Below are 23,792 nucleotides of genomic sequence, written 5' to 3' on the forward strand. Positions count from 1 at the left end.
ATCCTCAGCATACTTTACGTTGTCAATGTGTTTGTGCTGGTCGCTTTTACTCACTTCAGTTACTTACTTATACCAGCACCTGGGGATTGACTTGACTGCCGCCTCCCTGTGATTCGAATTATTTAAGGTGTGTTTAGTTAATATGAATATAAAATGTTGACGAATTGTTTATGCATTGATATGGTTGGTAACCATTAGAGTCATGATGTTACATATCAATAATAATGACTGGGCTTGTTTTATCAGGGAAAATATCGGTAATTCTCGCGTTTTTTACTAATATTTTCTGGGAATATTGTTGATGAATAAAGAGATCAGTTATTTTATAGAAAGAAAGCTAAAGGCCTATGGGAATGTTTTATTCGCTTACTTTATGATGGATAAATCTTCTTTATCAAATCCTGTTTTTATTTCTAACTACCCCCAAAAATGTATTGATACCTATATTGATAATAAACTTTTTATCAATGATCCTGTTATACATTACTCTTTAAAAAGAGTAACTCCATTTTCCTGGGATGATAACGATCTCGCTGTATTACGGTCCGAAAATGAAGATGTTGCCATGTATCTAAGGGAGCATGACATCACTGTAGGTTACACATTTGTTCTTCACGACCATGATAACAATCTGGCGATCCTGACTATTGCTAACAATGATGAAAAAAATGATTTTGAGGATTTTATAAAGAACAGAGAGAATGATTTACAAATGTTGTTAGTGACTACTCACGAAAAAGCAATGAAACATAAACACTTCGTTAAAGGTAAAACGGCGCCCTTGGATTGCTTGCAAAGTGCATTGATTACACCACGTGAAACAGAAGTACTTTTCTTGGTCAGTAGAGGGAATACTTATAAAGAGGTGTCCAGAACACTGGGTATCAGTGAAGCAACAGTGAAATTCCATATCAATAACTCTGTCAGAAAACTTAATGTCATTAATTCTCGCCATGCCATAAGCAAAGCACTTGAGCTCAATCTGTTTCGAGCCTTTACGGGATCTCTCATGACCAGAAAATTGGTTGCAATATAGTATATTTTAATACTTATATTTCGTTATATGGCTGACCAACCTTTAGATGATGCTGTACATCTATTACCTATATAAAAGAATAGTATCACCTATACCAATAATATTTTCAGACTATTCTTTTACGAAGGTTGTTTTTTTATCTGATTAGTTATAATTAACGCAGAATTAAAAATCGATCTCTTCGTCATATAAGGTATATCACTGTGAGCAATGGTTTTTGTGTCATTTATAAAGGAACAGATGCCGATATAGACAAACTTCAACAATCCTTTAGTGGCAAAGGTGAAGTATTACATAGCGGGTATCTTTATATAGGTCAAAATACACCCTACCATAAATTCCCTTTTGAAAAAGGGACTGCTTATCTTATTGGCACACTCTACAATCCAGATTTTCTGAAAACGGTAGCCGGAGTGTGGGATGGGGAAGCCTATACCGCAAATAATGCCGCTTTACTGGCTCTGCTGTATATGCGTCTTGGTGAAGGGGCGCTTGCGATGGCAGAAGGAGAATTCTGCTTCTTGATTGAGGATCCTCAAGGTGAATTGACCTTGGTGACCGATTCACGGGGTTTCTCACCTGTTCATGTTGTAGAAGCGGGAAAAAATTGGGTTACTAATTGTCTAAAATTTGTGACTACGGTTGAAGATGAGAACGCATTATATTTTGAAAGTGAAGATCGGGTTTGTCAGCGTTCTCTGCAGGCTGATGATTATACACCCATAAAAAATGCTCAGCGTCTGAAACCGGGTTCAATCAATGTCATTACCTATGATAGTGAAGGTTATTTATTTAATAACTGCAAAGCACTGGTTAGCCCATCCAGTAATCACACCTTGTACCTGCACCGCAAAATCCTTCTTGGTCTGATCGAACGTTACCTTACCGCCCCTCTCGACGAATTATCCCAATGTTATGACACGGTAGGAATTCCCCTTTCGGGTGGCCTCGATTCTAGTCTCGTCACCGCCATGGCCAGCCGTCGTTTTAAACAGCTTAATACGTATTCGATTGGGACAGAACTTAGCAACGAGTTTACGTTCTCTCAACAGGTAGCTGATGCTTTGGGAACTCACCATCAGGTGAAGATTCTTTCCGAAGCCGAGGTTATCAACGGCATTATCGAGTCTATTTACCACAACGAAATTTTTGATGGTTTATCTGCTGAAATTCAGTCGGGTTTATTTAATGTCTATCGGCAGGCACAGGGGCAGGTGAAATGCATGCTGACGGGTTATGGCTCTGACTTACTGTTTGGCGGCATTCTTAAACCCGGCATGCAATACGATAATCCTAACCAACTCCTATCCGAGCAAGTTTATCGCACCCGTTGGACTGGGGAGTTTTCAACACATGGCGCTAGCCATTATGGAATTGATGTTCGTCACCCCTTCTGGACGAATCATCTGATTGCCCTCTGCCATACGCTGGAGCCTGATTACAAAATTTATGACAATGAAGTCAAAAATATCCTGCGTGACTATGCCGATACGCTTCAACTGCTACCGAAAGAAATCGTTTGGAGAAAGAAAATAGGTATCCATGAAGGATCATCGGTTAATCAGGCGTTTGCCAATGTCCTTGGATCCCATGTCGATAATTATCAGGTCAAGAGCCGTTTTACCTACCGTGTTTATAAAGCATTTCTACAGCGGAGACTGACCATCGATGAAGTCACTCCATCACAACTTAGCGCTTTGATTAATTAGGAATAATTATGGTATTAGAAGAAAACCGAGGAGCGGTTAGGTTAATTACGCTGAACCATCCTAATGAGCATAATCCTTTCAGCCGTTCACTTGAAAATTGTGTCAAGGAAGCACTTGCCCGAGCCAATGATGACGATGCTGTGCGAGCCGTGGTGGTATATGGCGGAATTGGCCGTTCTTTTTCTGCTGGCGGTGATTTCAATGAGGTTAAACAACTGTCCCATAGCCGCGATATTGAAGCCTGGATTGATAGAGTTATCGATCTGTATGAAGCCGTACTGAACGTAAATAAACCAACGTTGGCCGCCATTGATGGCTATGCCATCGGTATGGGATTCCAGTTTGCCCTGATGTTTGACCAAAGATTAATGTCAAAAACGGCGAATTTTGTCATGCCAGAATTAAAACATGGCATCGGTTGTTCCGTCGGTGCGGCAATTCTGGGATTTACCCATGGCTTTAGCACGATGCAAGAGATCATTTATGAGTGTCAATCGCTTGATGCGACACGCTGTATTGACTACCGGCTGGTTAATCAAATCGTGGACAGCGAGGTGCTGCTGGATATCGCCATTAAGCGAGCGGAAAGCATGGCAAATTATCCAGTTGCTGCGTATCGCAATACAAAGAAAACAGTAAATCAACCGTTTATCAGTCTACTTGAAGAAACGCGCGAAGCGTCGAAATGGGTTCACAAAGCGGCTTTTCAGGCGAGAGATGCTCAACATCATTTTAAAGAAGTGCTAGGCGAAAAATATTAAAAGGAGAGGGTAATGGATAACAATGTGAAATTTAATCCGATCATGGCATCTGGTTTTGGTGCTTATATCGATCATAAAGATTTTCTGGAAGCAAAAACTGAAACCATAAAAAAACTGCTGATGCGGCAGGGATTTGTGGTGGTTAAAAACCTGGATATTGATGCCGATACCTTTCGCGATATTTATTCTGCCTATGGCACTATCGTAGAGTATGCGGACGAGAAAATCGGTGTGGGGTTTGGTTATCGGGACACACTAAAGCTGGAAGGGGAGAAAGGTAAAATTGTCACAGGACGTGGTCAATTACCTTTTCATGCCGATGGTGGCCTACTGCTTTCTCAAGTTGATCAGGTATTCCTGTATGCAGCAGAGATCAAAAACGTGAAATTCCGAGGCGCGACTACGGTATGTGATCATGTCCTTGCTTGCCAGGAAATGCCCGCTCACTTATTACGCGTACTTGAGGAAGAGACCTTTGAAGTTCGCGTTTTAGAACGAGGATATTATGTTGATGTATCACCTGCGGGGTGGTTTAAGGTACCCGTTTTCACTGATCTCGGCTGGGTGAGAAAGATGCTTGTTTATTTCCCATTTGATGAAGGGCAGCCAGCTAGTTGGGAACCGCGTATCGTCGGTTTCAGCGACCAGGAAACCCGAACTTTCTTTAAGGAATTAGAAACGTTCTTCAAGCAACCCCGCTATTTCTACAAACATTTCTGGGAAGATGGTGATTTGCTCATCATGGATAACCGCCGCGTGATTCACGAACGTGAAGAATTTAACGACGATAATATTTTGCGTCGACTCTATCGCGGACAAACAGCTGATCTTTGATCCACCTCTTTCCGGTGTATTTATGCGCCGGAAGGTTATTCTCTGGGAATAAAAATGAACAAAGATCTCGCCATAATCTATAAACGTTACTCTTCAAGTGAACTACTTTTTAAATATTTATCAACAAAAACGCTTACTCATAAATTGACACGTAAATTCTCACTTCTTTTCCTGAAAAAATATCTATCTCGACCTAAAGGGAAACTGTTTTCATTAATTAATGACATCTATTTTGGTGGTCAGACGTTAGATGAAGTAAAACAGACCGCTGTTAATCTGGCGCAAGCGGGTATCTCAAGTATCCTCGATTATGCAGTCGAAGGTGAAAACGATGAAGCACAGTTTGATTACGCTGTGGAGAATACCCTGCGTTTAATCGACATGTCACAAAAAATGGAAAGTATTCCATTTGTGGTCATCAAGCCCTCTTCACTAGGGCGCTCGGCAATATATGCCAGACAGAGTAGGGCATCTGTGCTGAACGCCTCGTCAGATGAAGAATGGGCTGGAATTGAGGCTCGATACCGCCGTATTTTCGAATACGCCGAAGCTCACAACGTCCGGGTAATGGTTGATGCCGAGCAAACAGCCATTCAGCCGGCAGTGGATCGGTTGGTGTTGAATATGATGCGCGTGTTTAATGTCAGAACCGCCACCATTACGCTAACGTTGCAATTTTATCTGAAAGACCAATTGCGCCTTCTTGATGAATATTACCAGGAGGCCTGTTTATATGATTTCGTATTAGGCGTGAAGGTTGTGCGTGGTGCTTATCTGGAAGAAGAAAAAAAAGTTAATGGTGGCGCGTGCTGCTTTTCCACCAAGCAAGAAACGGATCGCAGTTATAACGCAGCCATTGACTATATTTCACCACGCCTTGACAGGATTTCACCCTTCTTCGCTACACATAATGAAGACAGTCTGTCTCGTATTATGAAAAGTGAAGTGCTACATGCTCACCAGGTCTGGGTGGGGCAACTGTACGGCCTGGGAGACCACATCACTTATTCCTTATCGTGCCTGGAATTTCGTGTGTGTAAGTACCTACCTTATGGTCCTCTTGATAAGTCGTTACCCTATTTATTGCGGCGAATCGAAGAAAATGCGATTGCCACGGCAACGTTTAAAAAAGAAAATAAACTCCTGCAGAAGGAGTTACTGCGACGTTTGGCCGGAGGAGTATAAATGGCTGATTATCAATGTAAGGTAATTAATTCCAATACTACGTTTTTACTGTCATCAGATGAAACTATTCTGAGTGCAGCCTATGAGGCTGGCGTTAAGCTTCCCTACCGATGTGCCGCTGGTCATTGCGGCGTATGTAAAGTGCGTCTCACGGCCGGTAAAGTCAAAATGGATCACTCCGGCGGTATATCGCGCAACGACATTGCTAGCGGATATATCTTGCCATGCTGCTCTATACCACTCACTCACCTCGAAATTGAACCTGGGTCGTCATGTTGAAAAATCGTATTGCTTATTTTTTGCTACTTTTCACTTTCCAAAATGTGGGTAGCGCCCACGGAGAAATATTACCGATAGATGAAGTAAACGTAGACGGGGGGGATTTCTATGTCGGCCTCGTTTTTGGTAAAGAGGATTATGCAGCCCACGCCAACACGCATCTGACACCGTTTTCTATCATGAGAACGGAAGTTACGTATCACCAATATCAGGCATTGCAAGCATGGGCGGAGACGCGAGGTTATCAAATAAGTGGTGGTTGTAACGGCGCTACGTTTGAAGACTGCTGGCCATCAGAAAAAGACGGCGGTCGGCATCCTGTCACTAATGTTTCCTGGTGGGACGCGGTTATTTTCGCCAATGCATTAAGTGCCCAGCACAACTTACAACCCTATTATGTTACCGCCGACGGCCAGGCACTGAAAATTCCGCCAGAAGAGGGTACCGACCGCGGTATACGAGAAAATCCTCAGGCATCGGGCTATCGCTTGCCTACGCTAGCAGAGTGGCAGGTAGCGGCCAGAGGAGGAAATAAAGGATTGAGCGATGGAACCTATGGCAGCCGCTATGCAGGTAAAGACCAACCAGCGAGTGTTGCAAACCTCCCGGTATCAGGAACCCAGACATTCAGCACGCTACCCGTGGCCTCTAAACAACCAAATTCGCTGGGTCTGTATGATATGAGCGGTAATGTTTCTGAGTGGTTGAATGAGAATTACGCGGTAAAGGGCGGCAAAAAGATGTACTACTTTTGCGGTGGAAGCTATATGGATCGGGTTGGTTCATTAGCGAGTTGCGATGTACATACTCCCGGTTTTGCCATGTCTGATATTGGTTTTCGTTTGGTGAGGCCGATCGATGATAAATAAATGCTTCTGCTTATTTGCCCTGCTTATTAGCTGCGCAAACGCCTATGCTTTGACACCGGTAACGCTGAAAAATGGCGTCAATCAATTGGATATAAACCAAGATGGGTTAAAGGATTACGTCGTTCTGGCGCAGTTTGATAACAATACATCGCATCCCAATCTTGGGCTCACCTTTTTTATCCATCGTCCGGATGGTGGATACAGCATCATGCCGGTAACAAATAGTTCCGAATTCACCTGGTTTGATTATCGATTGTCTGCCAGCGCTGATTTTCTTGTTCAGGATAATCGGCTGTTCAAGATAAAAAAACACTATTATCTAGTGACGGCGAGGAAGACAGAGGAAGATTTATTCGATGTCGGCAAAGTTTCACTAACGATTTATCGTTTCAAGGTTTCGCGAGATGATCCCGGCGTGCCACTCTATGAATGGTCGATGAGTAAGACCGTAACAGCCCAACGCTCCTATCAGTCGGCCGATGAAGCTTATCAGGAAGTTGATGAGGCAATGTTAACAAGATGAAAATCTACCCCCTGATGCTCTTGATGTCGCTGTTTTCTGGTGATGCGTTGGCAAAAAATGACAGTAATACCTACCGGCAATTACTTCAGGATTTTTTTGGTGCAGAGCCGCCACTGTGTTTGGGAGAAAGAGCGTGGCCGGTGAACAGTCATACTCATGATTCGCCCTGGGTCAGCGGTCGCCTGAATGCGCTGGTGGATGCACGGCTGGCACGAAAGACTCAGGAGGGCAAAAAAATAATTTATAATTTGACTCCTCTTGGGGCGAAAAACTGGCGGAAATATGGTGACTTATGTTACGGCCGAATGCATGTCACACGTATTGAAAAAGTCGATCACATTAACCGCGAGTTGACGGTGGTCTATTTCTACTACCGCCTGGAGCCGCTAGAACGTTGGGCTCAAAATCGTTCGCTACGTTTTGCTTTTAGTGAGCTGGATAATCTGGTGAACGGAATGGATAAGATACGTTACACCGCTACTATCCGCGAAACCCTGGGTGGCGCGGCCAAACTACAAGATTACCCTACACCGGTTGAGCTGGATTATTGATCGCTAACGAGCAGGTAAGATGTCCGCTTGACACTTATTATTGCATCTCTCTTTGTTCATCCCATTGGCTGCGATGGGCAACCTGTTCGGCCGCTTTATGTCATTGGCACACACTGTGAACACACCCGTTGGTTTATGTCCACCGATAGTCGTTGTCCCGGCTACTGGACCGAAGATCTGGAGTATCTACCATGACTGATGCCGTAACTGTGCTGCGTGGCAACCGCCATCGTTGGAAAGTGCTGGGTATTGGCGTAATAGCGAATGTCTGCTTTTCGATGATCGTGGGCGGTCTGCCGGCGACTGCGGTGTTTGTGCGCTCCGGCTACCACATTACCAATGCTGAACTGGGATTTGTGTTGGGGATGTTAGGGCTTGGAATTGCGCTCAGTGAGCTGCCGTGGGGACTGCTCACCGATCGCTGGGGAGATAGGCCAGTATTGTTGACTGGACTGTTCAGCACTGCGGTGATGTTGCTATTAATGGCGGCGTTTGCTGCGCCATATACTGATTTTATTCCCGCTTATGGTCTGTTGATTGCAGGCGTTTTGGCGATTGGATTACTGGGCAGTAGTGTCAATGGTTCCAGTGGGCGGGCAATCATGGCTTGGTTTCAGGAAGGCGAGCGCGGTTTGGCAATGAGTATCCGTCAAACTGCCGTGCCAATGGGCTATGGCCTTGGTGCTCTGCTGCTGCCTTTTCTGGCGGCAAATTACGGGTTTGTGGTGATGTATATCGTGGCGGCGATATTGTGTGTGGTTGCCGGCTATTATGCCTGGTTATGGTTGCATGAACCGGATCCCCAGCATCATGCCAGCATGGCAGCGGGGATTCAGTTTCAGGTAAGTAAGGGGCCGCTGCATGATATTGCTGTCTGGAAAATTGTGTTGGCCATCGGCTTTTTGTGCGTCCCACAGTTGGCTTTACTGACCTTCGGCTCAGTATTTCTGCATGATTTTGCCCATCTGGACATGATGTTGGTATCGGTTAGTCTGGCCGTGATCCAGGCTGGAGCGATAGTTTTCCGTATCTGGAGTGGTCGTTGGACCGACAAAAACAAGAACCGTAAAAATTATCTGAGAACCTGTACCGCAATGAGTATTGTGGCATTTGCTGCGCTTGGTTTACTGGTCCATTACTGGCCGGGTATGCAGAATGGATCCCTGTCTACCGGGTTGCTGGTGGCCCTGTTTGTGTTCTCGGGCGTAGTGGTTTCTGCCTGGCACGGTGTGGCCTATACCGAGCTGGCATCAATGGCTGGCGTTAAACGTGCCGGTACGGCGTTGGCGATGGGAAATACCAGCGCGTTTATCGTTATGTTTATCACCCCGATAGCCATTCCCTGGTTGCTGGTTTTTGCCACCTGGAGTTCAGTCTGGTTGGTTTCGGCATTGTGTGCCGTAGGCGCGCTGATCTTCTTCCCGAGAGTCGGAAAGTAACGGTAGCTGGAGTTATGGATCGTACTCGCTCAAGAGTGATGAAGAAATAGCTGTCCTGAAGTGGTCGGCGGACGTCGGTAATAAAATGAGCTCAGCGATGCGCGGGTGGGTCTGCTGGCAAGTTCATCCCCTCATTCATTCGCTGACGCCATATAACATGATCGGCGCGGGCGAGCGTATCACTGACCTGCCTGAGATGGCCCGTTATGGAAAAGTGCTGCCATTCCCGTCGATGGGCACCGACCGGGTACTCGAAGCCGGAATGGTATTTTCCCTTGAGCCCAACTACGGCATCGGTCGGCGAGTGATCAATCTCGGCGGGACCGTTATCGTCGGCGAGAACGGCGGGATTGAGCTCAACAGCAACTCGACACGATTGATGCATGCTTAGCGTTTATCCGGGGAAAACGGACACCGGTTTTTAAAAATAAGATATTTTAAAACAAGGAATTATCGCATCTATGCACTCTCGCTCCAGGTAGGACGGTTGCTTCTTTATAGTCAAGCCGCCGTCCTTTCTCACGGCGTTCCTTCGTCGACTGAAGGAGAGCGGTTTCGTGACGCCGGCGGTCTAACGCAACCTACAAGCGTAAATCGACCCGAGCGATATGCATGACCGTGATTATACCATCATGGTGGTCGAGGATGCCTGTGCGGCCAGTTCTGAAGAAGAGCATCGGGAGTCCATGAAAGTTCTGGCGACGATTGCCGGGGTCGTTTCGGTAGAGAATTTGAAAGATCTATGATGAGGCTGGCGCGATTGTAGAAGTGTATATGCTGAATTGCAAAGAAAAAGCAGACTTTGAAAGAAGAGAATAGAAGAAAAGATGGTACGCCCTACTGGATTCGAACCAGTGACCTACGGCTTAGAAGGCCGTTGCTCTATCCAACTGAGCTAAGGGCGCTTTACGCGGATACTGTTGAATATACGATTGTTAAATAGATAACAGTGGGCTGGATTATACCCACCCGTCCCGGTGAGTCAATGTATTGGCGTGTGATTCAGACCATACGGCCAATCCCTGAACAAATACGCCACCGGCGAAGGGGATAATGACTGATAAGGCGTCGCCATCTTTGTACTACAGATGGCGGTTAAGCAGCGTTACTTCACTTGCTTGAGCACCATCTCAATATAAATTTCTCGTAACCGACGGGTTATTGGCCCCGGTTTTCCATCACCAATGATTTTGTCGTCCAGGCTGACAACCGGCAGCACAAATGTGGTCGCGGAACTAATGAAAATTTCACTGGCATGGTAAGCCTCTTCTGGCGTGAAACACCGTTCCTCCAGACTAAGGTGGTCCTGCTCGACCAGTTTCAACAGTGACTGGCGGGTAATGCCATGCAGAATATCGTTACTGAGCGGGCGAGTGACGATGGTTTTATCGGCCAGAACGATGTAGCAGTTGCAAGAGCTGCCTTCGGTAATGAAACCATTCTCAACCATGAAGGCGTCATCCGCATGCCGGGAGTGGGCATACTCTTTTGCCAGGCAGGCCGCCAGCAGGCTCACTGTTTTTATATCACGGCGATGCCAGCGAATATCAGGACTGGTCACCACATGCAGGCCACTTTCGGCCTTGGGATTGTCGAATATGGCGCGGGCCTGGGTAAACAGCACCAGCGTAGGTCTCACATCGGCAGGCGGGAAGTGAAAATCACGATCGCCCGCATTACCCCGACTGAGTTGCAAATAGATACCACCTTCTTGCAACTGATTTTTTTCGATCAAGGTTTGGTGGATATTTCTCAACTCGTCAACCGACATCGGTAAAGGTAGTGACAGCTCATGGCAGGAGCGCTGCAAACGCGCCATGTGGCCGTCGAACTCCGCCAGTTTTCCATGAATTACCGAGGTTACCTCGTAGACGGCATCAGCGAAGAGAAAGCCGCGGTCAAAGATGGATACCGTGGCATTCTGCTCTTCGACAAACTTCCCATCAACATAAACAATACGTTGCATCACAATACTCCTGATCATTATTCAATGCACGACGATGTGCGTTATCCCCATAAGGCAGCTTGCGGCGGCAACATGGTGCTGCTGTTATATTGCAGACCTGCGTCACGATCGCGTTGTAGTAACAACGGGCCGTCGAGATCAACCACACTCGCTCCTTGTGCCACCATAAATGCCGGGGCTATGGAAAGTGACGTGCTGACCATACAGCCAACCATGATCTGCATCCCTTTATTCAGGGCAAGTGCGCGTAAGCGAAGCGCTTCAGTCAGACCACCGGTTTTATCCAACTTGATGTTTATCATGTCATAACAATCCAGCAGCTTGTCCAATGACTGACTGTCATGGCACGATTCATCGGCACAGATAGGTATCGGATGAGGCAATGTCGCCAGAATGGCATCTTTTCCAGCGGGAAGCGGTTGTTCGATCATTGTGACGCCGAGCTGTGCCAATTCAGGAACCAGTAAGGTATACAATGTGGCGTCCCAGCCTTCATTCGCGTCGACGATCAGTCGGGCGAGGGGGGCGCCTTTACGTACGGCGGCGACGCGCGCCAGATCGTCTTTATCAGCCAGTTTCAGTTTCAGTAATGGACGATGGGCATGCTGTTGCGCAGCCCGATACATATGCTCCGGTGTATCCAACGACAAAGTATAAGCCGTTTCCAACGTGGTGAGATTAGGATAGTTCAATCGTTGCCAGATCCGCTGTTGGTGCTGTTTACATTCCATATCCCAGAACGCACAGTCGAGAGCGTTGCGGGCTGCACCTGCCGGAAGCCGGGTTTGCAATGTTTCCCTGTCCATATCATTGCGCAAATCGCTGGTGAGCGAGGAGAGTTGTTCCATTACACTCTCTATTGATTCACCATATCGAGCATAAGGAACGCACTCACCATATCCGGTCAGGTCGCCGGAATGCAGGGCTACCGTCACGACATCAGCCTGCTTTTTACTGCCACGCGAAATGGTAAAAACATGACTCAGTGGCCAGCTCTCATGAAAGAATTCTATTGATTTCATATTGTTGCCAATTGGTCCACAATGCGCCCAACGCCTTGACGGAAAGTATCCACCGTGGGAAGTCCCAGTTTGTTTTCGATATTGGTCATTAACAGTATGGCTTCCTCGTCGCTAAGTGCCGCCGTATTGACCGAGATACCGACAAATCGGCAATCAGGGTTGGTTAATCGGGCCATGGCAAGGTTCAATGCCATACAGTCAGCCAAATCGGGGATCGGGTAATCGACGCCGCGCATGGTTTTGCGGGTCGGTTCATGACAAAGTACCAGTGCATCAGGCTGAGCCCCATGAATGATACCGGTGGTAACGCCCGCAAAAGAAGGGTGGAACAGAGAACCTTGCCCTTCGATAACATCCCAGTGGTCGGCATCATTTGCCGGTGTAAGGGTTTCTACTGCACCGGCGATGAAATCGGAAACCACCGCGTCAATGCTGATACCCGCACCGCTGATAAGAATACCGGTTTGCCCTGTTGCTCTGAATGTGGCTTTGCCACCACGGGCGAGAATCTCTTTTTCGATGGCCAGCGCGGTATACATTTTTCCACAGGAGCAGTCGGTACCAACCGGTAATAATCGCTTCCCTGAACGTTTACGTCCGTTGGCTACAGGATAGGACTCGGTGGGATGGCGGACATCAGACAGTGAACGACCGAGTTTGGTCGCCAGTTCACTTAATGCCGGTACATCGGCCAACTTATTGTGCAATCCGGCCGCCAAATCCATTCCGGCTTCCAATGCTTCACTCAGTACGGTAATCCATTGTTCCGAAATAATGCCACCCCGGTTAGCCACGCCAATGACCAGCGTTTGTGCCCCGGCCGCCCGTGCTGCGTGAATATCGACGTCCGGCAATCCACAATCGGCATGGCAACCTGGCATACGATATTGTCCGACACAATATTCCGGATGCCATTGTTTAATACCGATAGCCACTTTTGCGGCTAATTGATCGTGGGCATCACCAAGAAATAACAAATAGGGCTTTTTAATATCCATTCTTTTTCCTCATAAACGTTATAGGGCGAATAAGTGAAACATGGTCAGATGGTGATTTTATTGGGGTATAAAAAGATTGTGTAATTGATAATATATGTAGTTGTTTATGTCAATACATCTTGCTTATCTAATTCATAAAATCAGATTATAGTATTTTTATGGATTTTTAATCCAATAATTTAAATCTGACAAGATTATTATGCTGTATAAATTAATTTTATCTGTTTTTTGCGGTTTTTTATAAAAAAGAGGATTCGTAATGAAATGTGTTTCTTATTATATGTTTGATTTTTAAGTATTTTTATATTTTCCGTTTTATGATCAAATGCACCATTTTGGTGCGTTGATTTATTATTGGGCCCTAAAATAAAGCATGCCTGATATTGTTTTAAGTTTGTTAATTGATATCAGCGAGACAGTGATTGTCTGAGATCGAGGGAACTCGAGTCTATTCAAGGATGCAGATAAGATAAGTAATGATATAAAGGTAATGTAATAACCACATTACACCCTCTCAACGCGCCTTTCTCTTTATCCGTACTTTATCTGTTCTACTTGTTGAGGCAGTAATAGGATTATATCTAAAATAACAGAATGAGGTGTGTTTATTACCATAATCATTATAGAATTTACTGAATTAACTTTAATTTTAACAATCTTATAAAATAAAACCATTTGACATATGACCAGACGAAGTCGGTGCTTTTTTTATACATACGATTCATGGTTAATTCAGCCAAGCGATAATCTGTTGCTGAGTTAAATCTTTCTTCCTTGTCGTCACTCGTTAGGCGTATTTCCCCAGTTATTCGATCTGATGCGTCTATTTTTTGCCAATGAATTTAATGATAATAATCAATTACCCCTTATGGTTTATTCTTACATAAAATGTAAAATCAGTTTTTTCAGATTGAAGAGCCCACTATCCATAGGTTCTTCATCTTATAAAAAACTGAACTGCCCACGCTGGGTAATCGCAATCCGGTGCTTAACCTGTTCGCTCAGGATTAACCATTATAGAAAATGATTAACGTTCTCCTGTCGGAGGCATAAACTTAGCCAGACTTTGTTTTTGCTTACCCATTTCGTCCATGTTAGCCGGGTTTAGCCAAAGTTGCATAGCCTGACGGATCCCTGGCCACTCGTCATCAATGATCGAATACCAGCGGACGTCACGACTATGCCCCTTGGAGACCTGCGTCTGTCTGAGGGTACCTTCATATTTAAATCCCAGACGTTCTGCTGCATTAATCGCATTCTGATGCAGACTGTCACATTTCCACCCACATCGCCGGTATTGCAACGTTTCCAGCGTATAAGACAGCAAAAGATATATTGCCTCGGTACTACATAAGGTTCGTTTCATCAAAGGTGACCAGTTTATCCACCCTATTTCTATAGCGCCATTATTTGGATCGATGTGTTGCAAAGCGACAAAACCCACAGCTTTACCTGTGGAAGCGCTAATCACTGCATAAAAAAGAGGATCCTTGCTTTGAGCAAGAGAAGCAATGTAGTGATCGCATTGCTTAATAGTGATGGGTCTTCTGATGTGAAAGTAGGTCCAGTCGCGCTCGTCATCAATGCAGTACCAAGCGGCAAATAAATCCTGGCTATGCTTGATGTCAATCGGCTCAAGAAGACAATAGTCTCCTCTGAGGATAATTTTTTGAGGGAGAGGTCGAGCCTGCCAGTCGGGTAATGATTTGCCCAATTCTTGACCATAAATATTTATTTCTGTCATTATCAAGCCCACCTGTGTTGTCGAATTTATAAAAAATGTAGACAAAGCATCCAGAAAATATTTTCACGCCTATTCGGCTGGATCTATCTCAATTCAATACCTTTCCCAGCGGCAAACAGGCAAGCTTTGCCACTTGGTCTATCCAGTTGATCATAGAATAACCCCATCAAATTGCTATATTACCGGGAACACTTACCTTATATATCGCACATAATCCGAATGACTATACACACGTTGGATAATATCCACGTTGTTCATGGTGTTGAATATGATACAGGGCAAGGGATGGCTCAATATTCTGCAACGCACAGCATTACCCTGATAATTTGACTCAACCAATCGCTTATATGGGGCAACTGTCCTATTAACCATTTTGTAAAAATGGATATACAACACATTATTCTTTGTATCGTTACCAAAGGTTATTTTGCAGAATAAAGTTTCGCCAAAGCTGAGATTTAGATAAAAATTTGTTGGTAGTGATATCGACAGACTGCGTAATCTGAGATAGTTTGAGTGACAGCTCTGAATGGGCTACAGCGTCGCTCGGACGGTCCGGGCGCTCACGTTACTTCGAGGATCTTATGGCTGATTTCAATTCTCCGCGTTGTTTTACTCGTATCGATCGTCTTCCCCCTTACGTATTTAATATCACTGCTGAATTAAAAATGGCTGCGCGTCGCCGTGGCGAGGATATTATTGATTTCAGTATGGGTAATCCGGACGGCCCGACGCCACCCCATATTGTAGAAAAACTTTGTACCGTAGCGCAGCGTGAGGATACCCACGGTTATTCCACATCCCGCGGCATTCCGCGGCTACGCCGTGCCATCTCTCGCTGGTATGCCGATCGTTATCAGGTTGACATTGATTCAGAAAGTGAAGCGATCGTGACCATCGGCTCGAAAGAAGGGCTGGCGCACTTGATGTTGGCCACACTCGATCATGGCGACACGGTATTGGTGCCCAATCCCAGCTATCCCATTCATATCTATGGTGCGGTTATCGCCGGTGCTCAGGTCCGCTCTGTACCATTGGTGGAAGGTGTGGACTTCTTTAATGAACTGGAGCGGGCAATCCGCGAAAGCATCCCCAAACCCAAGATGATGATTTTGGGTTTTCCATCAAACCCGACGGCGCAATGTGTTGAGCTGGATTTCTTTGAGCGGGTGGTGGCGCTGGCCAGGCAGTATGATGTATTGGTAGTCCATGATCTGGCCTATGCAGATATCGTCTATGATGGCTGGAAGGCCCCGTCCATTATGCAGGTGCCGGGTGCGAAAGAGATTGCGGTTGAATTTTTCACGCTATCCAAAAGCTACAACATGGCTGGCTGGCGAATCGGCTTTATGGTGGGGAATGCCGAACTGGTCAACGCGTTGGCCCGTATTAAGAGCTATCACGATTATGGTACTTTTACGCCATTGCAGGTAGCTGCTATCGCAGCATTGGAAGGGGACCAACAGTGTGTGCGTGATATTGCCGAACAATATCGGCAACGTCGTAACGTGTTGGTGCGTGGTCTGCATGAAGCTGGATGGATGGTCGATGAACCCAAGGCTGCCATGTATGTGTGGGCAAAAATACCGGATGCCTATGCTCACCTGGGATCGTTGGAGTTTGCCAAGCGTCTGCTTTCTGAAGCGAAAGTCTGTGTGTCTCCGGGGATCGGTTTTGGCGATTATGGCGATACGCATGTACGATTTGCATTAATAGAGAATCAGGATCGTATCCGCCAGGCAGTCAGGGGAATCAAGGCTATGTTCCGGGCGGACGGTTTGTTGCCAGCGCTTCGTTCAGGCGCTGCCAAGGTTGATTAAGTAGTGCGACAGCCTTTTTTGCCGGCAGAGAAATTTTTCTGATAGTTTGATCACGATGTGCTTTACCGTTACTTGTAGCGGTAAAGTGATAGTGTTTTTCTATCAGCCCTAATAGATGGAACTTAACCAATAAGACGAGTCATGTCATGCGCTTATCGCCATTGAAAATCTTGTTTATCAGTATATTTTGTCTCAGTGTCGTGGGGTGCCAACATTCTGCGCCGGTGAAACCGGCTTCTGGTCATCAGGCAGTGAACACGCCAGTTAATGAGCAGATTAATCAACTTGCCTCGTTAATTGCAGCTGGCAATTATCTGAAGCTGCAATGTAATCGCAGTGATTTGCCAGATAATAACACTATGCAGAAAACGGCATTACAGTTGGCGAAACAGAAAGGGTGGGACACCAGTCACTACCAGGCATTGCCGCAACTCAGCGCGAATCTGTATCAAGGGTTATTAAAAGATGGCACATTGAAAGCAACGCAGTGCTCCGCTTTTAATCGTTCGCTAGAACCATTTATTGAGGCTATGCGCAGTAACAAGTGACATTGTCATTCGGCGGGAGGTGCTGCCGGCTTTCCTCCCGGCCAGTCTTCCAGTGCATCAAGGATAACGGGTTCACCGTTAAAGCTGAACACGGTGACATCCTGCTCAATTCGCTCAATAATCAATCCTTTTATCGGGCTGTCTCCCTCATGATAAAGCTGCCGATTAAGCGTAATGCTGCGCTGTTTCTGTCCAGAGGTATAGACATGTGCGCTATAGATTAACGGCGGTAATTCCCCCGGTTCCACTGTATTCAGCGCACTATTATTGATGGTGTGCTTTACCGGGAGTCTGTTTTTTTTATGCTGTGTTTGAGCGGGGGTCAGGTTTCCCACCAGGCGGCCGGTTGTGTTTTGAGCCTGAACAGTGTGCGGCAGAATGGACGCGGCAATAGCGGTGGTGGGAACTATCAGCGGGGGATTTTCCATTTCCGTCCAACGTTGATGACTTAGCCATCCAAGAGAAATCAGCAGCGTGGCGTAAATTGCCAGCAGGTAGCCGGGAATACGATAACCCGCGGTAACGTCCGTGGCTGATGATTTGACTTCCGGTGTTTTATCCACATCTACCTCAAACGTTATCTCAATGTGATGCTCATCCCAAGCAAACGGCAAGAACAGCAGGAGCCAGCAGCATTTCATGCCTTATTTTTAATAAAATGGGAAGCGTTAAAAAGTCTCTTACACCATTTGTGTGACCTGAACTTCATTTCGACAAAAAACTGTTATCTTAGTAATTAATACCGGCAAAAACTTGAGCTTTGTCGCAAAAAAAATACATCAATATGTTTTAATGAAACAATGTTTTGATATTGTTTTTTTGTTGTTTCTTTTTAAGTTATAGTGCTAAATAAAATCAGTGTGTAAGACAAAATGTTGGAGGTTAAATAGTCGAATCAGGATAACAATAATATTATTGTCATCCTATGATAATGATGATAACGGAAAATCTGTGCCAATAGGTATAAGTGGATTTTATGGGCATTTTATTTTGTTTGATGTTATTAAACCGTTATAACCATGATATGGCACTGTATGCCAGATAGATTTCAAGTGCATGGGGAGAGCAGTGAATGATTCCCGATGCACTGACATGATTTATTGATTTTAATAAGTGAAAAACGTGTACAGAGCCAGTTTCAATACTGGCTATATCCAAAATAATTCGAGTTACAGGAAGGCGGCAAGAGAGTGAATCCCGATGAGCTTACTCAGATAAGTGATTCGGGTGAACGAATGCAGCCAACACACCTGCAACTTGAAGTATGACGGGTATATAGTGGTTCTTGGAAGATCGGACAACAACGCCAACACCAACACACCATATGACGGGTATAAAATAACGAACGATAAGTATAATGATATTGCTGTTTTTTAGTACACCATATTTGAATTATGCGTTTGCTAATAATTAATATTTTCATGTTGTGATTAATGAAAGCAGATTATAGACATGGTGAATGTTTGTAATGAACGTGTCATGTGTTTATTATCAGGATATTACCCGTTTCTAGATCGCAGTCGCATTACTAATATCGAAGAAGAACTCAATTGATTTATCTCGGTGATTGTTCCTGATTTTTGGTTAAATGTGAGTCTATACCCAAAATAATTCGAGTTGCAGGAAGGCGGCAAGAGAGTGAATCCCGATGAGCTTACTCAGGTAAGTGATTCGGGTAAACGAACGCAGCCAACACACCTGCAGCTTGAAGTATGACGGGTATATATCCAGAAAAGAGTGTTACATAAAAATAAAGAGGTTTTTGCTCTAGTGACGGGAATCTGCAATTACTGCTTAAACACCATTTCTATTGGTGATGGATATACAGTGATGGCATATGTCTATGGTTTCCCCTTAAACCGGGATGTGTTTCATTGGGGAGCGTATTAAATATATATCGACCGGGATTATTATCCAAGTATGCAATAAGACAGCAGAAGTGGTAGGCAGCATGATGATGTTTTCACCTGTGAATGCCTGCCATGTAGTAAACCCTTTGCTTCATATCATCTCCGCGGGTGGGGGAATAATAGGGCCGCGAACAAATAGGGACAATGTTTGCAGATGAAAATTTCACGACTGCCACCTGTATCTCCGCTTGTGATCAGGCGTACTTTGCTCTGTGTGTTGCTGTTACTGATTTGTCAGCAATTGGCGATGTTAGTCTGGCAGATGGTATTACCACAAAATATGCCACTGCCTGCTGCGCATGTCATGCCGGTACAGGCTAAACAGCAGTCTGTGACGCTGGGTGCTTTCACATTATTTGGTGTCTCGTCTGAAAAAACTAAAACGGCTGGCGGGCTGGATTCCGTCCAATTGAACAATCTACCGCTTTCTTCTCTGAAATTAAGTCTGACTGGCGTTGTCGCCAGCCGCGAGAGTGGCCGATCAATAGCTATTATTAGTAAGGATAATCATCAGGTTAGCCGTGGCGTCGGTGAGCGGGTACCAGGCTATGATGCCAAGATTGTCTCTATTCAGTCGGATAAAATCATATTGCAGTATCAGGGACGCTATGAGGCGTTGGGCTTATATGATCAGGAGCGGGGCGGTCAAACCGATATCGCGCAGTTGAAGGAGCAACTACAACAACGTCCTGCAGCAGCGATTAGTGATTATCTCGCTTTTTCTCCTGTGATGACAGATAGCAACAAACTTTCCGGCTATTTACTTAATCCTGGAAGAGACAGTGATGCATTCTATCGGGTTGGTTTTCAAGACAACGATCTGGCTGTGGCGATGAACGGCCTGGATTTGCGGGACGAAAAGCAAGCCAAGAAAGCGATGGAACGCATGTTGGATGTGCATGAGTTCACCGTGACAGTAGAGCGGGAAGGGCAGCGGAAGGATATTTATTTAGAGCTTGGGGGAGACGAGTAAAGTGTTTGCTAAAGGAATAATAAAACGCTGGGGTTGGTTAGGCATAATCGCCCTTTTGCTCGGATCATCCTGTGGATGGGGCGCCGAGTTTTCAGCCAGCTTTAAAGGCACCGACATTCAGGAATTTATTAATACCGTCAGTAAAAACCTGAATAAAACTGTCATTATCGATCCGACGGTACGTGGCACCGTAACGGTACGCAGCTATGACATGATGAATGAGGGGCAGTATTACCAGTTCTTTCTCAGTGTGCTGGATGTATATGGTTTCTCTGTCGTATCAATGAATAACGGTGTGTTGAAAGTGGTTCGCTCAAAAGACGCCAAGACATCTTCAATACCGGTAGCCAGTGACGAGCAGCCGGGGGTAGGCGATGAATTGGTTACCCGCGTTGTCCCTGTCAATAATGTTGCCGCCCGCGATCTGGCGCCGTTATTGCGTCAACTGAATGATAATGCCGGTGCGGGCAGTGTCGTACATTACGAACCTTCCAACGTTCTGTTGATGACCGGGCGTGCCGCTGTCGTGAAGCGGCTGATGGAAATTATCGATGAGGTAGATAAAACCGGTGACCGCAATGTCGTGACTGTTCCGCTGGTTTACGCTTCTGCGGAAGATGTGGTCAAACTGGTAACCAATCTTAACAAGAGTGATGAGAAAAATAGCTTGCCGAGCACAATGCTGGCAAATGTGGTGGCGGACGAACGCACCAATTCGGTGGTGGTGAGTGGTGAAGCGCACTCCTTAAAGTGGGCAGTAGACATGGTCCATCAACTGGATCGCAAATCGGTGGCACAAGGCGGGACTCGGGTCATTTATCTGAAATTTGCCAAGGCATTGGATCTGGTGAATGTGCTTACGGGAAGTAACAGCGGCAGTAGTAATAGCCGAAATACGTCCAGCAGTAGCGGCAACAAAAGCAAGTCGGGAAGTTCAGACTCAAGTAGCAGTAGTAGTACAAGCAGTTCGTCTTCTGGTAGCAGTTCTTCTGATAGTACCAGCACGGGGTTTGGTTCCGCTTTTGGCAGCAACTCGAGTTCCGGTGGAAAGACCATCATCATTCAGGGCAAGGAAGTGACCATTCGGGCGCACGATCAGACCAATTCATTGATCATTACCGCGCCGCCTGATATCCAGCGCGATCTGGAAAAGGTTATCGATAAACTGGATATTCGCCGTCCACAAGTGTTGGTTGAGGCCATCATTGCGGAGGTCCAGGATGCGGATGGCCTTAATCTGGGTATCCAGTGGGGTAACAACCGTGCGGGGATGACGCAGTTTACCAACACTGGTATGCCCATTTCGACTGCGATGATAGGTACTGATCAATACCGTGCAGACGGTACGTTAACCTCGGCTTATTCCAGCGCGCTTGGCAGTGTGAATGGTATTGCAGCCGGTTTCTATCACGGGAACTGGTCAATGTTGCTGACAGCATTGTCCAGTAATAGCAAGAACGATGTGCTGGCGACGCCCAGCATTGTTACGTTGGATAACATGGAAGCGACGTTCAACGTGGGGCAGGAAGTCCCGGTTCTTACCGGTTCTCAGACGACCTCCGCCGACAATATTTACAGTACGGTGGAGCGCAAAACAGTGGGTATCAAACTGAAGGTTAAACCGCAAATTAACGACGGTGATTCAGTGTTGCTACAAATCGAGCAGGAGGTCTCCAGCGTTGCGGACTCCAGCAGCAGTACAACCAGTGATCTGGGCGCGACCTTCAATACCCGCACAGTGAATAATGCTGTCATGGTGAACAATGGCGAAACCGTCGTGGTTGGCGGGCTGCTCGATAAATCTACCGTCGAGACGGATAGTAAGGTTCCGCTACTGGGCGATATTCCCTGGTTGGGTAGCTTGTTCCGTTCCAAGAGCCGTACGGTGTCAAAACGTAATCTGATGCTATTTTTGCGGCCAACCATCATTCGTGACCGCGAACAGTTTCGGGATGCATCGGTGGCTAAGTATCGTTCCTTCGATCATGAACAGGATCAACAGCGTGGTGCGGGGCAGGGAGAGCGAGTATTGAATAATGATACGCTGCATTTACCTTCTGGCGGCAATACCTACATCTTCAGTCAAGTACAGTCCGCCATTGCCACGTTTTATCCTCGGGAGGGCCGATGAGCGAATCGCTTATCGACGCTGTCGAGTCACGTCCTCTGCTGCCATTCGCCTATGCGCGAGCCCAACAGATTCTGCTGTTACAGGGTGAGCTAACCTCGGTTGCACAGGTTCTCTGTGTACCGCAAACATCGGCGATGGCGCTTCTGGAAGCGCGGCGCGTGGCAGGAGTACCGCTAAATATCAGTCGGGTGAGTGCCGAAGCGTTTACGCGAGAGCTGGTGATGCGCTATCAGCGCGATTCAGAAGAAGCGCGGCAACTGATGGAAGACATCGGTAACGATATTGATTTCTATACATTGGCGGAAGAGCTGCCCAATAGCGATGATCTGTTGGATGCTGAAGATGATGCGCCAATTATCCGCCTGATTAATGCCATGCTGACGGAAGCCATCAAAAACAAGGCATCCGATATTCATATTGAAACCTACGAACGTAATCTGCTGATTCGTTTTCGTGTCGATGGTGTATTGCGGGAAATTTTGCGGCCGCAGCGCCAGCTGGCATCGTTGCTGGTTTCGCGTATCAAGGTTATGGCCAAACTGGATATCGCCGAGAAACGTGTCCCGCAGGATGGTCGTATGGCATTACGCATTGGTGGCCGTGCCATTGATGTGCGGGTTTCAACATTGCCATCAAACCATGGTGAGCGGGTGGTGTTGCGTCTGTTGGACAAAAACAGTGTGCAGCTGGACCTGGATGCACTCGGTATGACAGAGAACAACCAGAAGCAGTTGGACACGCTGATTCACCGGCCACATGGCATCATCCTGGTGACCGGGCCGACCGGCTCGGGGAAAAGTACCACGCTTTACGCTGCGCTCAGCCGCCTTAATGCCACCGAGCGCAACATCATGACGGTGGAAGACCCGATTGAATATGAATTGGATGGTATCGGCCAGACGCAGGTGAATACCAAAGTGGATATGACATTTGCCCGTGGGTTGAGGGCCATTCTGCGCCAGGACCCGGATGTCGTGTTGGTTGGAGAAATTCGTGATAGCGAAACAGCACAAATTGCGGTGCAGGCATCCCTGACCGGTCATCTGGTGTTATCCACACTGCATACCAACAGTGCGTTGGGTGCGCTGTCGCGCCTGAAGGATATGGGCACCGAACCTTTTTTGCTGTCTACCTCTCTGCTGGCGGTGTTGGCCCAGCGGTTGGTGCGTACCCTGTGTCCGGAGTGCCGTCAGCCTTATGCGATTGATGAAGAGCAAGCCCATCAGTCCGGTCTGCCTGTCGGTACGACATTGCATCATTCGGTGGGCTGTGAGCAGTGCAACTTCACTGGCTATCGCGGCCGTACCAGCATCCATGAACTGTTGTTGATTGATGACCGGGTCCGGACGGCTATCCATCGTGGTGACGGCGAATTGGATATTGCCCGTATGCTGGGCCATAACCGCACCACTATTCGTCAGGATGGAATGGAAAAAGTATTGGCCGGTATCACTACCTGGGAGGAAGTGGTGCGGGTGACCAAAGAGGAATGAC

At 46.4% G+C, this 23,792-nt stretch carries 23 protein-coding genes and 1 tRNA gene; 17 read left to right on the top strand and 7 right to left on the bottom strand.

Going from position 1 to position 23,792, the window contains the following annotated elements; genetic code table 11:
* The first annotated feature begins 301 nt into the window (after positions 1–301).
* From CWC46_RS09910 to CWC46_RS09965, 12 genes are all read left to right on the top strand, one after another.
* Positions 302–1,036: a helix-turn-helix transcriptional regulator gene (locus CWC46_RS09910; protein ID WP_021016745.1), complete on the top strand. Its 735-nt coding sequence runs from the start codon at positions 302–304 to the stop codon at positions 1,034–1,036.
* A 203-nt stretch (positions 1,037–1,239) separates the two neighbouring features.
* Positions 1,240–2,745 carry an asparagine synthase family protein gene (locus tag CWC46_RS09915; RefSeq protein ID WP_021016744.1) on the top strand — a complete coding sequence of 502 codons (1,506 nt, stop codon included), beginning with the start codon at positions 1,240–1,242 and terminating at the stop codon, positions 2,743–2,745.
* A gap of 8 nt (positions 2,746–2,753) precedes the next feature.
* Positions 2,754–3,506, top strand: a complete 753-nt coding sequence (locus tag CWC46_RS09920; protein ID WP_021016743.1) for an enoyl-CoA hydratase/isomerase family protein — start codon at positions 2,754–2,756, stop codon at positions 3,504–3,506.
* A 12-nt stretch (positions 3,507–3,518) separates the two neighbouring features.
* Entirely contained in the window at positions 3,519–4,340 is an 822-nt protein-coding gene (locus tag CWC46_RS09925; protein ID WP_021016742.1) for a TauD/TfdA dioxygenase family protein, read from the top strand.
* 54 nt (positions 4,341–4,394) lie between these two features.
* Entirely contained in the window at positions 4,395–5,525 is a 1,131-nt protein-coding gene (locus CWC46_RS09930) for a proline dehydrogenase family protein (RefSeq protein ID WP_021016741.1), read from the top strand.
* Positions 5,526–5,804 carry a 2Fe-2S iron-sulfur cluster-binding protein gene (locus CWC46_RS09935; RefSeq protein WP_021016740.1) on the top strand — a complete coding sequence of 93 codons (279 nt, stop codon included), beginning with the start codon at positions 5,526–5,528 and terminating at the stop codon, positions 5,802–5,804.
* Positions 5,798–6,673: an SUMF1/EgtB/PvdO family nonheme iron enzyme gene (locus CWC46_RS09940; protein WP_021016739.1), complete on the top strand. Its 876-nt coding sequence runs from the start codon at positions 5,798–5,800 to the stop codon at positions 6,671–6,673. Before CWC46_RS09935 ends, CWC46_RS09940 begins: the two co-directional genes overlap by 7 nt.
* A complete protein-coding gene (locus tag CWC46_RS09945; protein WP_021016738.1) occupies positions 6,663–7,196 on the top strand; it encodes a carbapenem self-resistance protein CarG family protein in 534 nt (177 codons plus the stop codon). Before CWC46_RS09940 ends, CWC46_RS09945 begins: the two co-directional genes overlap by 11 nt.
* A complete protein-coding gene (locus tag CWC46_RS09950; protein ID WP_021016737.1) occupies positions 7,193–7,747 on the top strand; it encodes a hypothetical protein in 555 nt (184 codons plus the stop codon). Before CWC46_RS09945 ends, CWC46_RS09950 begins: the two co-directional genes overlap by 4 nt.
* 191 nt (positions 7,748–7,938) lie before the next feature.
* On the top strand, positions 7,939–9,186 hold the full coding sequence (locus tag CWC46_RS09955; RefSeq protein ID WP_021016736.1) for an MFS transporter: 1,248 nt from the start codon (positions 7,939–7,941) through the stop codon (positions 9,184–9,186).
* An 85-nt stretch (positions 9,187–9,271) separates the two neighbouring features.
* Positions 9,272–9,577 (top strand): M24 family metallopeptidase, encoded by a 306-nt coding sequence (locus CWC46_RS09960; protein ID WP_201797194.1) that lies wholly within the window; start codon positions 9,272–9,274, stop codon positions 9,575–9,577.
* Positions 9,578–9,794: 217 nt separating this feature from the next.
* Positions 9,795–9,932, top strand: coding sequence for an isochorismatase family protein (locus CWC46_RS09965; protein WP_084297648.1), 138 nt, complete (start codon positions 9,795–9,797; stop codon positions 9,930–9,932).
* Positions 9,933–10,014: 82 nt separating this feature from the next.
* Here CWC46_RS09965 and CWC46_RS09970 read toward each other — a convergent pair.
* From CWC46_RS09970 to CWC46_RS09995, 6 genes are all read right to left on the bottom strand, one after another.
* Positions 10,015–10,091: transfer RNA gene (locus CWC46_RS09970), tRNA-Arg, on the bottom strand.
* 200 nt (positions 10,092–10,291) lie between these two features.
* Positions 10,292–11,152 (bottom strand): D-amino-acid transaminase, encoded by an 861-nt coding sequence (locus CWC46_RS09975; RefSeq protein WP_021016734.1) that lies wholly within the window; start codon positions 11,150–11,152, stop codon positions 10,292–10,294.
* Positions 11,153–11,193: 41 nt separating this feature from the next.
* Positions 11,194–12,174: an N-acetyl-D-Glu racemase DgcA gene (gene dgcA, locus CWC46_RS09980; RefSeq protein WP_021016733.1), complete on the bottom strand. Its 981-nt coding sequence runs from the start codon at positions 12,172–12,174 to the stop codon at positions 11,194–11,196.
* On the bottom strand, positions 12,171–13,172 hold the full coding sequence (gene dgcN / locus CWC46_RS09985; RefSeq protein ID WP_021016732.1) for an N-acetyltransferase DgcN: 1,002 nt from the start codon (positions 13,170–13,172) through the stop codon (positions 12,171–12,173). The genes dgcA and dgcN overlap by 4 nt, the downstream gene beginning before the upstream one ends.
* Positions 13,173–13,801: 629 nt before the next feature.
* A complete protein-coding gene (locus CWC46_RS09990) occupies positions 13,802–14,014 on the bottom strand; it encodes an Hha/YmoA family nucleoid-associated regulatory protein (protein WP_071790887.1) in 213 nt (70 codons plus the stop codon).
* 185 nt (positions 14,015–14,199) lie between these two features.
* On the bottom strand, positions 14,200–14,916 hold the full coding sequence (locus CWC46_RS09995; protein WP_021016731.1) for a GNAT family N-acetyltransferase: 717 nt from the start codon (positions 14,914–14,916) through the stop codon (positions 14,200–14,202).
* Between the two features lie 584 nt (positions 14,917–15,500).
* Here CWC46_RS09995 and alaC point away from each other — a divergent pair.
* Together alaC and gspS are read left to right on the top strand one after the other, a co-directional pair.
* Positions 15,501–16,736, top strand: a complete 1,236-nt coding sequence (gene alaC, locus CWC46_RS10000; RefSeq protein ID WP_021016730.1) for an alanine transaminase — start codon at positions 15,501–15,503, stop codon at positions 16,734–16,736.
* A 146-nt stretch (positions 16,737–16,882) separates the two neighbouring features.
* Positions 16,883–17,284, top strand: a complete 402-nt coding sequence (gene gspS, locus CWC46_RS10005) for a type II secretion system pilot lipoprotein GspS (RefSeq protein WP_021016729.1) — start codon at positions 16,883–16,885, stop codon at positions 17,282–17,284.
* 5 nt (positions 17,285–17,289) lie between these two features.
* Here the strand turns inward: gspS and gspB are convergent, their stop codons facing one another.
* A complete protein-coding gene (gene gspB, locus CWC46_RS10010; protein WP_021016728.1) occupies positions 17,290–17,925 on the bottom strand; it encodes a type II secretion system assembly factor GspB in 636 nt (211 codons plus the stop codon).
* Positions 17,926–19,348: 1,423 nt separating this feature from the next.
* On the opposite strand from gspB, the gene gspC reads away from it, so the two are divergent.
* Genes gspC through gspE form a run of 3 tightly spaced genes read left to right on the top strand, consistent with a single transcriptional unit; the run spans position 19,349 to position 23,791 of the window.
* Positions 19,349–20,167 carry a type II secretion system protein GspC gene (gene gspC / locus CWC46_RS10015; protein ID WP_037381905.1) on the top strand — a complete coding sequence of 273 codons (819 nt, stop codon included), beginning with the start codon at positions 19,349–19,351 and terminating at the stop codon, positions 20,165–20,167.
* A 43-nt stretch (positions 20,168–20,210) separates the two neighbouring features.
* A complete protein-coding gene (gspD, locus tag CWC46_RS10020) occupies positions 20,211–22,298 on the top strand; it encodes a type II secretion system secretin GspD (RefSeq protein ID WP_237160223.1) in 2,088 nt (695 codons plus the stop codon).
* Positions 22,295–23,791 (top strand): type II secretion system ATPase GspE, encoded by a 1,497-nt coding sequence (gene gspE, locus CWC46_RS10025; RefSeq protein ID WP_021016725.1) that lies wholly within the window; start codon positions 22,295–22,297, stop codon positions 23,789–23,791. Before gspD ends, gspE begins: the two co-directional genes overlap by 4 nt.
* Position 23,792: the final 1 nt, after the last annotated feature.

Source organism: Prodigiosinella confusarubida, assembly GCF_002847015.1.
Lineage (GTDB): Bacteria > Pseudomonadota > Gammaproteobacteria > Enterobacterales > Enterobacteriaceae > Prodigiosinella > Prodigiosinella aquatilis.

Coding starts and splice junctions, on each gene's coding strand:
- CWC46_RS09930 (WP_021016741.1), top strand. CDS start 4,395: ATGAACAAAGATCTCGCCATAATCTATAAACGTTACTCTTCAAGTGAA.
- gspE (WP_021016725.1), top strand. CDS start 22,295: ATGAGCGAATCGCTTATCGACGCTGTCGAGTCACGTCCTCTGCTGCCA.
- CWC46_RS09960 (WP_201797194.1), top strand. CDS start 9,272: ATGAGCTCAGCGATGCGCGGGTGGGTCTGCTGGCAAGTTCATCCCCTC.
- gspB (WP_021016728.1), bottom strand. CDS start 17,925: ATGAAATGCTGCTGGCTCCTGCTGTTCTTGCCGTTTGCTTGGGATGAG.
- dgcA (WP_021016733.1), bottom strand. CDS start 12,174: ATGAAATCAATAGAATTCTTTCATGAGAGCTGGCCACTGAGTCATGTT.
- gspS (WP_021016729.1), top strand. CDS start 16,883: ATGCGCTTATCGCCATTGAAAATCTTGTTTATCAGTATATTTTGTCTC.
- CWC46_RS09910 (WP_021016745.1), top strand. CDS start 302: ATGAATAAAGAGATCAGTTATTTTATAGAAAGAAAGCTAAAGGCCTAT.
- CWC46_RS09940 (WP_021016739.1), top strand. CDS start 5,798: ATGTTGAAAAATCGTATTGCTTATTTTTTGCTACTTTTCACTTTCCAA.
- CWC46_RS09935 (WP_021016740.1), top strand. CDS start 5,526: ATGGCTGATTATCAATGTAAGGTAATTAATTCCAATACTACGTTTTTA.
- dgcN (WP_021016732.1), bottom strand. CDS start 13,172: ATGGATATTAAAAAGCCCTATTTGTTATTTCTTGGTGATGCCCACGAT.
- CWC46_RS09945 (WP_021016738.1), top strand. CDS start 6,663: ATGATAAATAAATGCTTCTGCTTATTTGCCCTGCTTATTAGCTGCGCA.
- CWC46_RS09925 (WP_021016742.1), top strand. CDS start 3,519: ATGGATAACAATGTGAAATTTAATCCGATCATGGCATCTGGTTTTGGT.
- CWC46_RS09920 (WP_021016743.1), top strand. CDS start 2,754: ATGGTATTAGAAGAAAACCGAGGAGCGGTTAGGTTAATTACGCTGAAC.
- CWC46_RS09950 (WP_021016737.1), top strand. CDS start 7,193: ATGAAAATCTACCCCCTGATGCTCTTGATGTCGCTGTTTTCTGGTGAT.
- CWC46_RS09965 (WP_084297648.1), top strand. CDS start 9,795: ATGCATGACCGTGATTATACCATCATGGTGGTCGAGGATGCCTGTGCG.
- CWC46_RS09995 (WP_021016731.1), bottom strand. CDS start 14,916: ATGACAGAAATAAATATTTATGGTCAAGAATTGGGCAAATCATTACCC.
- CWC46_RS09955 (WP_021016736.1), top strand. CDS start 7,939: ATGACTGATGCCGTAACTGTGCTGCGTGGCAACCGCCATCGTTGGAAA.
- CWC46_RS09975 (WP_021016734.1), bottom strand. CDS start 11,152: ATGCAACGTATTGTTTATGTTGATGGGAAGTTTGTCGAAGAGCAGAAT.
- gspC (WP_037381905.1), top strand. CDS start 19,349: ATGAAAATTTCACGACTGCCACCTGTATCTCCGCTTGTGATCAGGCGT.
- alaC (WP_021016730.1), top strand. CDS start 15,501: ATGGCTGATTTCAATTCTCCGCGTTGTTTTACTCGTATCGATCGTCTT.